Annotated in this window: 15 protein-coding genes; 2 read left to right on the top strand and 13 right to left on the bottom strand. The window is 36.0% G+C overall.

The annotated features are described in order from the left end of the window. Nucleotides 1–114 precede the first annotated feature (114 nt). From NSQ92_RS23580 to NSQ92_RS23570, 3 genes are all read right to left on the bottom strand, one after another. Nucleotides 115–1,689 carry a hypothetical protein gene (locus NSQ92_RS23580; RefSeq protein ID WP_061800683.1) on the bottom strand — a complete coding sequence of 525 codons (1,575 nt, stop codon included), beginning with the start codon at nucleotides 1,687–1,689 and terminating at the stop codon, nucleotides 115–117. Between the two features lie 317 nt (nucleotides 1,690–2,006). Then, on the bottom strand, nucleotides 2,007–2,978 hold the full coding sequence (locus NSQ92_RS23575) for an LCP family protein (RefSeq protein ID WP_047943973.1): 972 nt from the start codon (nucleotides 2,976–2,978) through the stop codon (nucleotides 2,007–2,009). A gap of 19 nt (nucleotides 2,979–2,997) precedes the next feature. Next, nucleotides 2,998–3,633 carry a helix-turn-helix domain-containing protein gene (locus NSQ92_RS23570; protein ID WP_047943972.1) on the bottom strand — a complete coding sequence of 212 codons (636 nt, stop codon included), beginning with the start codon at nucleotides 3,631–3,633 and terminating at the stop codon, nucleotides 2,998–3,000. A gap of 384 nt (nucleotides 3,634–4,017) precedes the next feature. Between NSQ92_RS23570 and NSQ92_RS23565 the strand changes: the two genes are divergently transcribed. Next, a complete protein-coding gene (locus NSQ92_RS23565; RefSeq protein WP_047943971.1) occupies nucleotides 4,018–4,860 on the top strand; it encodes a sulfite exporter TauE/SafE family protein in 843 nt (280 codons plus the stop codon). Then, nucleotides 4,860–5,240 (top strand): DUF1634 domain-containing protein, encoded by a 381-nt coding sequence (locus NSQ92_RS23560; RefSeq protein WP_047943970.1) that lies wholly within the window; start codon nucleotides 4,860–4,862, stop codon nucleotides 5,238–5,240. The genes NSQ92_RS23565 and NSQ92_RS23560 overlap by 1 nt, the downstream gene beginning before the upstream one ends. A 105-nt stretch (nucleotides 5,241–5,345) precedes the next feature. Here NSQ92_RS23560 and NSQ92_RS23555 read toward each other — a convergent pair whose 3' ends face one another. The 10 genes from NSQ92_RS23555 to NSQ92_RS23510 form a co-directional block, all read right to left on the bottom strand. Next, a complete protein-coding gene (locus NSQ92_RS23555) occupies nucleotides 5,346–5,849 on the bottom strand; it encodes a hypothetical protein (protein ID WP_047943968.1) in 504 nt (167 codons plus the stop codon). After that, nucleotides 5,846–6,319, bottom strand: a complete 474-nt coding sequence (locus tag NSQ92_RS23550) for a hypothetical protein (RefSeq protein ID WP_172866940.1) — start codon at nucleotides 6,317–6,319, stop codon at nucleotides 5,846–5,848. The genes NSQ92_RS23555 and NSQ92_RS23550 overlap by 4 nt, the downstream gene beginning before the upstream one ends. A gap of 162 nt (nucleotides 6,320–6,481) precedes the next feature. Further along, on the bottom strand, nucleotides 6,482–7,285 hold the full coding sequence (locus NSQ92_RS23545; RefSeq protein WP_047943965.1) for an ABC transporter ATP-binding protein: 804 nt from the start codon (nucleotides 7,283–7,285) through the stop codon (nucleotides 6,482–6,484). Continuing rightward, complete coding sequence (locus tag NSQ92_RS23540; RefSeq protein ID WP_061800688.1) at nucleotides 7,285–8,316, bottom strand: FecCD family ABC transporter permease; 1,032 nt, start codon at nucleotides 8,314–8,316, stop codon at nucleotides 7,285–7,287. The genes NSQ92_RS23545 and NSQ92_RS23540 overlap by 1 nt, the downstream gene beginning before the upstream one ends. After that, complete coding sequence (locus NSQ92_RS23535) at nucleotides 8,313–9,347, bottom strand: FecCD family ABC transporter permease (protein ID WP_172885210.1); 1,035 nt, start codon at nucleotides 9,345–9,347, stop codon at nucleotides 8,313–8,315. The genes NSQ92_RS23540 and NSQ92_RS23535 overlap by 4 nt, the downstream gene beginning before the upstream one ends. Further along, nucleotides 9,348–10,397 (bottom strand): iron-siderophore ABC transporter substrate-binding protein, encoded by a 1,050-nt coding sequence (locus tag NSQ92_RS23530; RefSeq protein ID WP_047943963.1) that lies wholly within the window; start codon nucleotides 10,395–10,397, stop codon nucleotides 9,348–9,350. It abuts the gene before it with no gap. Between the two features lie 580 nt (nucleotides 10,398–10,977). After that, on the bottom strand, nucleotides 10,978–11,289 hold the full coding sequence (locus tag NSQ92_RS23525) for a DUF3243 domain-containing protein (protein WP_061800693.1): 312 nt from the start codon (nucleotides 11,287–11,289) through the stop codon (nucleotides 10,978–10,980). Nucleotides 11,290–11,472: 183 nt separating this feature from the next. Next, complete coding sequence (locus NSQ92_RS23520; protein WP_341153254.1) at nucleotides 11,473–12,690, bottom strand: CynX/NimT family MFS transporter; 1,218 nt, start codon at nucleotides 12,688–12,690, stop codon at nucleotides 11,473–11,475. Nucleotides 12,691–12,901: 211 nt separating this feature from the next. Beyond that, complete coding sequence (locus NSQ92_RS23515) at nucleotides 12,902–13,471, bottom strand: helix-turn-helix domain-containing protein (protein ID WP_061800697.1); 570 nt, start codon at nucleotides 13,469–13,471, stop codon at nucleotides 12,902–12,904. 66 nt (nucleotides 13,472–13,537) lie between these two features. Further along, a complete protein-coding gene (locus NSQ92_RS23510) occupies nucleotides 13,538–14,083 on the bottom strand; it encodes a TetR/AcrR family transcriptional regulator (RefSeq protein ID WP_053215771.1) in 546 nt (181 codons plus the stop codon). Nucleotides 14,084–14,113: the final 30 nt, after the last annotated feature.

The raw sequence follows: 14,113 nt of genomic DNA, 5'->3' as shown, positions 1-14,113 counted from the left end.
CAATTATATTTATTCATATGTTTCTATTATTCTATTTATAATTGGAGGGGCACGAATCCAGCTCCAATGTCGTTATAAAAATCCCTCAAATAGGTTCATAAAAGCCACTCCTTTCTAATAGATAATATACGGACCAAAATATACAGTTAACAAAATAATGTGTACACCAACAAAATAGATAATCCTCGGTGCACCTGTCCATTCATTGATACGTTTTGTTAGTATGGATAAAAAATAGGAAATAACCGCAAATAATAACAAATAAAAATAAGTACTGCCCGTAAATGTTAGGTACTTAGGTGCAGTTGCAAGTATATTCGGAACAAAGAAACGATCCTTCCATATAACTGCTGCAATCAAATAGATTCCAATTCCGGTATAGAAAATCCACGGTGGATTGTAATCAACCTTTCTACTAAAAAATACATACATGAAAATAACAAATAGTATTGGCCACAATAACCATATAAAGGAAAGTGCAAAGGCGAAAAAAGAGGTGGAAATCATTCCAAATGTTTTGCCAAATGCCTGCAGCCAATCCTCAGATGTATGTTTTATTTGTTTGTTTATTTTTGTAATTTCATTGGAAGAAACATAGACTTTATTGCCATCTCCATGTAAATCCATCCATGCAATCATATCTTCATTTAACCATTGTGGAATAGTCGATATCGCAGCTGTATTGCTTCGTCGCTCCGTCTTTGTACTTCCGTTTTCCCCTATTTCCGATTCATAAATATTGAATCCAGTCTTCTCATTATATTTCGTTTCTGTATAACCATTCGCCTTAAATAGCAGGCGCGGCTTTCCATCCCTAAAGGTAAATGCAACATCTGAAATTTCTGTTAGCTTCCCATTCTCCCTTGCAGGATCTTGGAACGTTAACTCATATTGCACAGCCTCTTGTCCTTTTGTAATATCAATTTCTGCATAATAGTTGAAAAACTCTGGTTTTCCTTGCGTTAATTCTAATTCCTCTTGAAGCAATAACGCCAGTTTTTGATCTTCAAACGTAAAAGATATGCCATTTACTATCTTCCCAGGATCAACCTTTACCTTTGTTTCATATAAGTGGTTGACTTTCCCATCTTGGACACGAGATAAAGCAAGGTCAACATTGCCCTTTTCCTTTGCAAATAATAGAAGGTGAATGCCATCCGCATTTTCCTCTACTGCTAACTTTTCCTTTTCTAGATCAATATCCATAATTTCCGACGTTTCTTTTGTTTCAGGATTTAATTGAAAAAGCTTATTTTCTTTTATATAGAGAATAGTTTTCTCGAGTGGAATAAACTCCTCTACATCCGCAACTAATTGTGTCTTATCTTGGTCAAAAATATTTTCATAATCAAAATAAATAAGCTCATCATTTCCCTGATATATTTGTGTCCATTTGTCTACAGGTATATCATAATTTTTCTCTTCCTTGATCCTAAAGTCATTGGTCATGATAGCCGTCTTTAACTTATTTTCCTGAAAGAAAGAGAACAAGTAACCTCCATCACCCGTCTCCTTGATTGCCGGCAGTTTATTTACTTCAGATTGTCCAACTAACAATCCTTTGCTCCAATCCGGCCCTGGCTGCGCTGTCACCTTAGAAAAATTTTCAAAAAACAATAAAAACAGTCCTAATAAAATCAGCACCCCTGGTATGATCCAATATAATTTCTGTAGTATCCAGGTCTTCATCTTATTCCCCCATATTGTTCCAAATAAATTCTCTTTGTATTATGAATAAAATAATAATAGCATATTTTCTGACAAAATATGCTAGAGAATTCTATTCATTTCTTTTCTTACTCTCATTGTATACAAACTATATATAGGGAAATCCCAAGCATAAAAAAAGTGTTTCACCATTCAAATTTCTTGTTCTACCAAAAAAATATTATTCTAGTAAACCTTATTATCACTTAAAACAATCCTCATCCATAATTAGGATGAGGATTGTTGCTGAACTAAGTCTATAGAAAAGCATAGCCATCAGCAAAGGAAGATTTATTTGATTAATTACCTGCCTTTCCTTCTACAAGTCCATGTCCATCAGCTAAAAATTCATTTAATACTCTTGCGTTTTCATCCATGTCTATTTTTAATACTGCTCCCACATTAACCGTATCATTTTCATAGGAGTTCTGAACTGGAATTCTAATACGGTCCAAATCGTCTGATTTATTTACTACTAACCCTTTTGTTATCGACAATATTGTAGGTGTATCTAAGTTTGTCTCAATATAAGGCGTAACAGTACCTAGGATTTTAGGTAAATTCACTACACTGTGTATACTAACTGCTTGTTCTTTCAGCTTTTCTATTGCTTCCTGCTGTCTCTCCACCCTGCCAAAATCACTTAATCGATCATGGCGAAAACGGACATAACCTAATAACTGATCGCCATGTAATACTTGTTTCCCTGGATGTAATGTCATACCAATCCCATAGGACATCTCATATGGTATATCAACTTCAATTCCTTTAGGAGCTACTATATCTACAATTTTGGAAAAACCCTCAAAATCTGCAATCGCATAATAGTTAATATCAATACCAAAGTTCTCTTTCAAGGTTTTTCTTACTAATTCAGGTCCGCCATAAGCAAATGCCGCATTCATTTTTTGATATCCTATTTCCGGAATATTTACATATATGTCTCTCATAATAGAGGCTATTTTCATTTTATGTGTATTTTGATTATAATGCACAATCATTAGTGTATCCGTTCTAGCATGTTCCTCTCCTCGCGAATCACTTCCTAACAACATAATATTAATTTCTCCAAATTGTGGCTCAGGTCCTTCAAAGTCTTCAAAACTACTTTCTATTTTATTATTTCCTTTCATTTGGGTTGCTTGTTTTAAGCCTTTATTATATTGATAAACAGAATAAAAAACGGCTAAAGCAAAAATAAGAATTGCAAAACCAAAAACCCTCTTCCACCTTATTCCCTTTTTTCTTTTTACTCTCGTATTATTTTCCATTCTATATCTCCTTTATTCTCTAACCCTTTGCAGGCAAAAGCTTAGCCGAAATCTTAATTGCTACCGCATCATCTAAATATCCGATTGGGAAAATGTAATCCGGAATAACATCAACGGAAATTATAAAATAGATAAGAGCGGCTCCCATAACAGCTAATTCCGTAATATTTCCTTTTTTGTTGGAAAAACGTTGATAATACTCTTTTAGTTGTTGTATGAATGGTCCTACCCCTTCTACTTTTTGCACTTTTTCTTCAAATTTATCAGCTACTAATCCCTTTCCTTCATCAGTCAATGCATAATGATTATATTTTTGAAGCTGTTCTTGCACTTCTTTGATAGAAAAGGTCTCCTTATAGTGGTTAGAAGAGAATAATTCACTTTGAATGGTTTCGATAGAATCGAAGATATCTTCTGATTGACTTGACACTTCTGAAGGTAAATAACCGGCCGCTGTAAACATTTTATCTACAGGAAAATCAAGAAACTTTGCAAATTTTTGAAGATGTTCTGGGGTTGGTCTTCTTTTGCCGTTAATTATTCGTGAGATTGTAGCTGTGTCAATATTCGTTAACACACTGAGCTTTCTCATTGACATAGCATTTTTCTTCAAAAGATTTTTTAATAATAATCCAATCTCATTGATGTCCCTCATATTAGATTAAGCTCCTATCTTTTATTATTCTTTTATATTAAGAATTTGTAATATTAACACGCAATATACTACTAAAATAGCGGACTGTTGATTTTTTGTCAACAAACAAATCGTTTTCTATTATCTATCCCTATAAAAAACGCATAAACATCTATGAACTTATGTCTATGTATGGGTTATTACTTGATTAGAACATTAGAATGAACAAATATATTGACATATTGTCAATGAAATAGTATGGTTCAAATGACTTACAACAAATCTTTGTTTTCTTTTAAACTATCAATCTAATTCTTAAGTAAGAATTAGTTTTCATTCGATTCTTTTATGTAGAGATTTACCACTATGTTTAAGACATTACCTTATTCACTAGGAGGCTATGTAATGCTAACTTTCATTTTACTTCTTTTTATTTGTATTTTTGCCGGGCTTCTGGGCTCTATCCTCGGAATAGGTGGAGGGATTATTCTTACTCCAGTTCTAACACTAGGATTTGGGTTTGATATCCACCATGCGATTGGAGCAAGTATAATATCTGTTATTGCAACAAGTTCCGGTTCAGCAGTAGCATACTTAAGAGATCGAATGCTCAATATTCGCGTGGCCATGTTTTTAGAGATTGCTACTACGGTTGGAGCGATCATAGGAGCAATCTTAGTAGGCATTCTCTCGCCGACTCTTATGTTTATTTTATTTGGTTCTTTCTTACTTTACTCAGCGATCAATATGGTACAAAAGCTCCGTTCGGGCGAAGAAGTATTGAAAAAGGCGCAACCTGACTATTTATCGGACAGGCTAAAACTAAATAATACATATTATGATAAAAGCCTAAAGACACAAATTGATTATCAAGTCGAAAAAGTCCCAGCAGGGTTTAGTGTGATGTTTGGGGCAGGATTAGCTAGTGGGTTACTAGGGATTGGCAGTGGTGCCTTTAAAGTAATGGCATTGGATACATTTATGAAAATGCCACTCAAGCCTTCTAGCGCAACTAGCAACCTAATGATGGGAGTTACTGCTGCTGCAAGTGCAACTGTATTATTTTTCAACGGCTCTATCTTACCAGAAGTTGCTGCTCCCGTTGCTATTGGGGTATTAATTGGATCCACAATTGGAGCAAAAGTAATGCAAATATTACCAGCAAAATGGATCCGAATTATTTTTATTCCACTTTTATGCTATATCGGTGCTCAAATGATATTAGAAGGATTTGGGGTGAAATTTTAATGGAAGCACAAAAAAAAGAACAAACTTCTGAAGAAGAATTAGTCATTATTGAGGAAACAATCGGAAAAATACTTAGATTCGGGGTTCTTGTCTCTGCCCTAATTATTTTTGTAGGCATTATTACTTATTTGATTACAAATAACTCTGGTTATAAGGAAACGTTCCCTACTAATTTTAAAGACATTTTTATTGGGGTTGCTGCATTTAAACCATTTGCCATTATTATGCTAGGTCTCTTTTGTTTAATCCTAACCCCTGTATTAAGAGTTGGAATATCCTGTTATGCTTTCTATAAAGAAAAGGACTGGTTATATGTTGGAATAACAGCCATAGTATTAATAATATTATTTATCAGCTTCTTAATTGGTTATACTTCTTAAAAAAAGGGCTTGTTTTCTTCCTGAAAACAGTCCCCGTTTTTATTCATCCTGTTAAAATATCCTCTTTCGGATAACAAATCTTGATTTATTTCATACGGAATTCGGCTAATATTGTTTCTCTCCATGTTCTTTAATCAATCTGTAAAAGATAATCCAAATGCTAATAACTAATAAATAAATAACAAAGGAATAATAAATCGTATATCCATGTTGATAATGAAAAATCCCTATCATGCCACAAATTCTCTCTATCGCAACACTCACAAGGGCCCAACCTAAAATGTATAACAGCGTAAAATTAGGTTTAATATGGAAGAGATCATATAGATAAAAGAAAAGGTAGCTTATCGGGGCATACATTACATGGGAAAAGAAATCCATTATTTCAAAAGAAGAACTGTCATTTATTATATAATAACGCACTGGTAAAATACTTAACGTATGGTCAAAAACGAAACCAAAAAAAATACCACACATGAGATATATACTCATCGTCTTTTTGGTAAAACGCCTTGGGAGCAATATCACCAATAAAAATCCCAAAAAAATCGAGATAAGGATACTCCACTCATTTAAACTAAAATGAAAATCATAATGTAATTCTTTCATTTTTCTTCCAACTCTCCTTTATCCAGGCCAATAAACCAGCAGGCTATCCACCATACTAAAACTATTGATATAACATACAAAAGAGCAGAATATAACTGATTCCAATTCTCGAAGGCAAGAAGATCTGCCCATATATAAATCCGATCCTCCAAGCATAAGAACAACACAATGAGCCCAGTAAATAGTAATCGCCATTTTGTCTTCCATGAAGAGCAAAGGATACAAATAGACAGGAGAATTTGAAATGGTATCACAATAAATCGGCAAATATACATAGCAAATGAACCTTCAACCGTGCGAGTAAGAGGGACCCAGTGCAAATTAACATCTAATATTGTAAATATCGTAATTGTTAAAATTCCAATAATAAAGTACAAAAAAACAATCTCCGTAAGCATTAAACCTTTCGGAACAATAGCAAATACAATCAATACTATACATGCTAATAGTGACATAATAGCGATGGACATAAATAATCATCCTTTAAAAGATTTGGCATATAACATGTAATATGCCCAAGAAAAACAATATTATTTCCAAAATAAACTATTATTGCCAGTATTAAGATCGTCCGGTATATAGACACAAAAAGCCTTCAAGTTTTCATACTTGAAGGCTTTCTCATCATAAACCTATGCATTAACATGATATCGGCCCTTCGGCACAACCAAAGGAGTTCCTGAAACTGGATCATTAATCACCGTACAATTAAGTCCGAAGATGTCTTTAACCAACTTACTTGTAATGATGTCAGCTGGCTTCCCCTCTCCTACAAGCTTGCCTTTGTCTAGTGCAAAAATATAGTCCGCATACCGTGCCGAAAGATTAATATCATGCAGGACCATTACGATCGTTGTACCGTATTTCCGATTAAGATCTGTCAGCAAATCTAATATTTCCACTTGATAGGTGATATCTAAGAAAGTGGTTGGCTCATCAAGAAATAAAATATCCGTTTGCTGAGCAAGTGCCATCGCAATCCAGACACGTTGTCTCTGCCCGCCTGAGAGCTCATCAATATTTCGATTAGCAAATTCTGTAATCTTCATAATTTCCATTGCTTCTGCAACTGCTTCATAATCCTTCTTGGACCAGCCACTAAAGAAATTTTGGTGAGGAAATCTCCCTCGCCCAACTAGATCTGCTACTGTTATTCCTTCTGGTACAATAGGGGATTGTGGCAAAATACCGAGAATGCGAGCTAATTGTTTTGGCGGAAATTTACTAATCGCCTTTCCATCGAGTGCAATGCTGCCAGAGGAAGACTTAATAAGATTGGATAGTGTTTTTAAAAGCGTTGATTTTCCACAGCCATTTGCGCCGATAATCACACTAATTTTATTACTCGGAATTTCAAGCTCAATATCTTGCAATATCATTTTGCCTTCATAGCCTGATGTTAACTTTTCCGCTCGAAACTCATGTATCTTATCCATTACAACTCTTCCTTTCGATTCATTCGAATTAATAGCATGATTAAGTATGGTGCACCTAGAATACCAGTGATCACACCTACTGGGTATCTAGCGACAAATGCAAACTGTCCAATCAGGTCAGATGCTAAAACCAAAATGATTCCCACAAGACCTGCCGGAATAACACTAGAAAATCCTATCCCAACTAATCGTTTAGCAATAGGGCCAGAAAGGAATGCAACAAATGCAATCGGGCCAGTGGTAGCAGTAGCTAACGCAATAATTAGAACCGAACTGATAACCAGTACAACTCTTGTTCTATCTGTGTTAACGCCTAGTGATGCAGCAGTTTGTTCCCCAAGCTCTAACATATCTAATCGTTTTCCAAGTAAGATAATGATAGGTGCCAAAAGTAGAACGGTAATCATAAGCGGATAAAGATTCTCCATTTTCACACCATTTAAGCTACCACTTAACCATCTCATTGCTGTCGGAACATCATGATGCTGTCCAATAAGCAATAAATAGGATATTACAGCATTTAACATCGCCTGTATTCCAATACCTATCAATATTAACCTGCCAATAGAAAAAGAAGTGCCTTTCGATAATAGAAAAATAACCAGTACTGTAGCTAGTCCACCGATAATAGAAGCAATGGAAACAAACGTACTGCTTGCATGAAGAACAATGATACAAAATACCGCAGCAGCACTTGAGCCAGCTGTTATTCCAATAACATTTGGATTTGCTAGAGGATTACGAAGCATTGTTTGAAACACATGTCCAGAAATACCAAAAGCAAAACCAGCAAAAACCCCAGCCACCATCCTTGGAAAACGGATTGTTCCGACCGCAAAAGAGGCTCCTTTTACTTGCTCGCCTAGTAAAACACTAATTACATCCCCAACTGGATAAATCGTATTTCCAAGCATAAGCATCATGCAGCATAAAGCAAAAGCAATGATTGCTAACAAACTAGTCACAATAATAAAACGACGACGCCTTTTTGTTCTACCTACCATAATAAGATTCATTGATTCATTCATCATAACGTACGCATTTTCGCTTTCATAGTTATTAAGATTAAAATCGGGGCCCCGATAAAGGCTGTAACTACGCCCACTTCCAGTTCACCGGGACTGCCAATAATCCGGCCGCACACATCTGAAATCGTTAGGATAATCGCTCCTGCTAGAGCGGACATTGGAATAATGTAGCGCAAATCAGGACCAATAATAAGACGGATCACATGGGTTGCAAGTAAACCTATAAAACCAATTGGGCCCGCTAGAGCTGTTGCTGCACCACACAATAAGACCCCTCCAAATGCCGCAACAAGTCTAAGTGTGCCGGTCCGCACTCCCAACCCCTTTGCTGCTTCATCCCCTAAGGCCAAAGCATTTAAGCCCGGGGCAGAGAACAAGGCGATTAGAATGCCTACAACGAGAAAAGGAATGAAAATAGAGATAGAATCCCAATTTCCAGCACCAACACTTCCTACCTGCCAAAATCTAAATTGATCCATAACATTGGAACGCGGAATCATAATAGCCATTACAAGAGAGGATAATGCTGCACTTGTCGCTGCCCCCGCTAAAACAAGTTTAAGGGGGGTGGCACCGCCACTCCCCATCGAACCAATTCCGAATACAAAAATGGCAGTTAAGATTGCTCCTGCTAATGCAAACCAAATGTATTGACCAGCAGTGCCAATATGAAAAAAGGATATCCCACAAACAACAAATAGAGCTGCACCTGTGTTTACTCCTAATATACTAGGATCTGCAATCGGATTACGAGTGACGGATTGCATAAGAGCACCAGAAACTCCCAATGCAGCACCACACAACAAACTAAATACAGTTCTAGCAATTCTTTGGCGGACAACATTTGCTCCGTGAGACTGTACTTCTGGATGGAATAATCCATCCAGTATTTCATTCCAGCCAACAGTGCGAGATCCAAAAGCAAGAGACGCCAATATACTTATACCGAGTAAGATAATAGAAATTACTAATACACTAATAAATTTTCTCGGTATTAATAACTGCTTATTTTTTAGAACGGATGTCTGTTCCATTTACTTCACTTTACTTACAGCTTCTGAGAGTAATTTTAGGTACTCGTCGAGCGTATATTCAATCGAAAGTGTACTTGGTGTTCCGGCTGCTGCAAGTGGCGTATTATCCTCGATAATGACAACAGACCCTCTCTGTACAGCTGGAATCTTTCCATAAATCGGATCTTTCTGTAAAGCAGCAAGTGTTTCATCATTTCCATACGATACAAAAATATCTACATCATTTAATATGTCTGCATTTTCAGCACTTACTTCCAAATAGAAACTAGTTGGATCCGTCATTTGACTTGTAATACTTTCCGGATATTCCATCCCCAACTCTGTAAGGAATTCACCTCGTGGATCTGTTGGTGAATAGATATAAAATTTGGATAAGTCAGCACCATTAACACTTACAAATGCTGCTTTTTTCCCTTTCAATTCAGGAAACTCATTTGCTTTATCTGCAATGAATTTTTCTGTATCTGCAATAAGCTGCTTCCCTTCTTTTTCCATACCCATTCCCATTGAATTATATGTTACTTGTTCACGCCAAGAAGCAACCCAAGGATTTTTTGGATATGCTACAACAGGAGCAATTTCACTTAAAGTATCATACTCTTCTTGTGTAAGTCCTGAGTACGCGGCAAGAATGACATCTGGATTAGAATCAGAAATCGCCTCAAAGTCTATGCCATCTGTATCTTGATAAATATTAGGATTTTTTTCACCTAGCTCTTCTAGTTTTTTTGCAGTCCAAGGTAACATTCCGCTATCATCTTGAACACCATAATTTGCTGCTGAGAAACCTACAGGTACAACACCAAGCGCAAGTGCTACATCTTGGTTAGACCATGCAATTGTTGCAACACGTTCAGGTTTTTCCTTAATGACAGTCTCTCCAAGCGCATGCTTAATCGTTATTGGATACGATGAATCTGTATTAGAATCAGCTGATTTTTCTTTATCTGCCTTCGAGGATGACTGACTTGAACAACCCGCTAGTAAAAGAATGGCTACAATTGAGAATAAGAAAATAGAAATAAATGGCTTTCTTTGTTTTTTAAACATATGTATGTCCCTCTTTTTCTATATAATTTTATAATATAAATGATTATCATTCTCAATTATAATACTTGTTTTCTATTTTTCTGTCAATTACAAATAGTAAGTTATACGTGATTTTGCCATCTTTTGATGAAAATTCTCCATTTCACCAACTAAGAGACCATAAAATCAAGTAGACTACTAATAAATTTAAACTCTTTTAGGCATATTTAAAGGGCAACGCTAAAGCGATTGCCCTTTTTAAATTCTCATTAACTTTTACTCTATTCATTTGCTTTAAATGCTTGTAGATTTTCCAAATGATTAAATATTGGCAAAAACGATATGAAAGCTTAATGTGCTAGTAAGAGCTAGGTAGCAAACAAATAATAAACATTATCATACAAATGCATGATTTCTTCCTCCGTGTTATTACAATCTATTACTGTTTATCATTATAAATAATGATGTTTCTCTATTTCTTCTACGAAAGACTTAATCATTTGGTCTCACCTTCTTCTAATTTTTTGCAAAAAGAAAACTCGCCAAAGGCGAGTTTCACTTTCCATCATTTCTTTTATCCTTTAAAAATTGAAATCACGAATTAATTTGCCAATTTTACAAGCATATGTGCTAATTTATGGCGTTCCTCTTCATTTCCCACTTTCCACAGTTCCTGAAGAAGTGCCTCCTCACGATTTTGCGGTTCTGCGTTGTTAGCAAGATAGCCAGCGACTTTCTCTGCGCTTTTCGCTAATTGCTCTTCATCCATGCCAAGATTTTTGCCCACTTCTATTTTACTGCTTAGATAAGATTTAAACTCATTAAAATTCTCTAGCTTCTCTTGGATTGTTTTTCTATCCATTTCTTTCACTGTTTCTTCGGCCTTGTTGGGATCTGCATTATAATTATTCATCAATAATCTTCCCTCCAATTATTTGTTTGTCCCTTAACTATTCCCCAGAAAAGCCGCGCGAAACTTTATATCGACTTAGCAATAATCTCCATTTCTATCTCATTCCTCACAGGTCCTTTGTTATCCGTAAAAAAAACGAAGATTCTCCAGTGTTGCACCGGAAAAAACCTTCGTTATGATAAACTATTTACTTGTGCTTACATACCGATCTCTAGCTGCTCCTAATCCAAATACAAAGAGCAGCAATGACGCACCAGCTAAAATGAACAACGGAATAGTCCAGCTATTCGTTACATCATGTAAATATCCGAAAAGCGTAGGACCAATAGCCGCTAGTAAATAACCAACTGATTGAGCCATGCCAGATAGTTCTGCTGCCTGTCTGCCATTCTCCGTTCGCAAGCCAAAAAACATCATCGATAAACTGAAGGCACAACCTCCCCCAATACCTATCATGATAATCCAGCATACAATTAACTTTGCACTTCCATAAATTAGTCCAAGTGTCCCCGCTAAAAGCAAAGCGCTCATGATAGTGACTAAAGAACGCTGACTTTTCATACGCCCTGCAATAATAGGTACAATAAAGGTAAAGGGAAGTAATGCTAATTGCATCACAGAAAGGAGCCAGCCAGATTGATCTGAACTTATTCCTTGTTGTTGTAAAATCTCAGGCAGCCATGCAATAAGAATGTAAAAGACCATCGATTGTAACCCCATAAATAAGGTCACCTGCCAAGCTAATGGAGAGCGCCACAAGTTCACCTGAGAATCTACTACTTTATTTCGAACAGCTGCTGTTTCCTTGTTGAGATGCTTTATTTGAGGCAGCCAGAATAAAATGGATACGAAGCTAAGTATCCCCCAAATTCCCAATCCACCCTGCCAGCCAATTCCAAGTCCAATGGCAATTGGAACACTTAGTCCCGAAGCAATAGCAGCTAATAAATTCATCGAAATAGAATATACGCCTGTCATTAATCCAATTCGAGTTGGAAACTCTTGTTTAATCAGACTAGGTAATAGCACATTAGAAATTGAAATCGCCAATCCTAGCACAGCAGTACCAATATATAAAGCAGCCACCCCAGATAATGAACGTAAAATAATGCCTAGTGTAAGAAAGATTATAGACATCAGAATCATCATTTCCACACCAAATTTACGAGCCAATTTAGGTACAATCTGAGAAAAAAGCGCAAAAGATAATAATGGCAATGTGGTAATCATCCCTGCTAATGTATTAGAAATATGAAGATCATCCCTAATAAATCCTACTATTGGACCCACTGATGTTAACGGAGCTCTTAAATTGGCAGCAATAAAGATTATTCCTATAATAACCATCCAAACGGCTGACTTATGAACAGCTCGATTTGATTGTATATGTTGATTAGTCATTGTTTCCTCCTGATTATAGTAGCCAAATGACTATGAAATGAGTCCTTCATCATTAATAAGAAGTAGTCAGTTAAGCAATTTGGTATACTATAATATATTTTCACTATGATAATGAATAATATAATATAACAAGCAGGTGTTTGTCCATTCTTTTTTCTAGAAGTTGAAGAAACAAAATATATCCCCGCTATTGGACGGAATAACCTAACCACTACCTCCCGTATCTCAATAAGATATAGAGTACAGCAACTTTATCGGTATGATTTATATAGGAATGGCTTCCATTTGCATCAAAACTAATCGAATCATATTCATTTAAGATATATGACTCATTATTTACATTAATGGTTATGGTTCCCGACATCACCGTAGCTATTTCCGTCGTATTGGGGTGATGCATTTCTGGATAATAAGAACTATGTGGTTGTAAATATGCTCGACACATTTCCATCTCATCCTTTTGATTTTGAAAAATCGGCTCTACAGCCCAATTGCCATCATCTCCGAAAATTCTTACCCCGCTACCAGCCCGCGATACATTCACACTGCTTCCTGAGGAAAATAACGCCATCAGAGGGATCGATAAACTTCGCGAAATCTTCCACAATACCCCAATTGTTGGATTAGTTTCTCCTCGCTCAATATTTCCCAGCGTCAGCTTACTTACACCTGATATCTCAGATAAATTTTCAAGACTCAACCGCCTCTCCTTTCGCAATTTTTTAAGCACTGTTCCAACTTGAATAACTACCTGTTTTGAATCATCTGTTTCTCTATTCATATTCGTCCTCCATTTTTCTATTATGGGAAATATTATTATTCCTATGGTAGGAGCTTAACTCCATTCCTAATTAAGTGGTTCAAACAAACCTTTGCATTGGTTGGTCAACTGATTATAAACCGCAGCTCCTTTGGCATAAGCCTCTTGGCTAAAATCGTTCTTTTCCATAAATGTCTTTAAAAACATGTAAGTAGCGCCTGCATAATAGTTTGCAATATATTCACTATTCTTACCGAACGCTTTATGTTGCTCCATTACAAGCTTATTAAAATTGGCTAACTGACGAATAAATTCGTTACTAATGCCCGCCCATTCAATTAATGCAAATGTCTGTTGATTTTGTTTCCAAAATTGTATTAGTAGTTGAATAAAGCCTGAAGCGTTAAAAGATTGCTGCTTTAAAACCGACTTAAAATCACTCATGACGTTGGATATCTGTCTTATAATGATGTCTTCTTTCACTAAATAATTCCTGTAAAATGTTTGCCTTGCAATTCCAGCTTGCTCGCATAAATCTCGGATGGAAATCTCATAAAAGTTTTTATTCTTAAGATTAAACATCATTAAACTTTGCAGCAATAATTTTTGTGTTCTTTCGACCCGTTTATCCATTTATGCACCAATTTCCTTTCCTGTGTCACA

Source organism: Niallia sp. FSL M8-0099, assembly GCF_038006945.1.
GTDB lineage: Bacteria > Bacillota > Bacilli > Bacillales > Cytobacillaceae > Niallia > Niallia circulans.
This window is presented reverse-complemented; position numbering and strand designations above follow the sequence as displayed.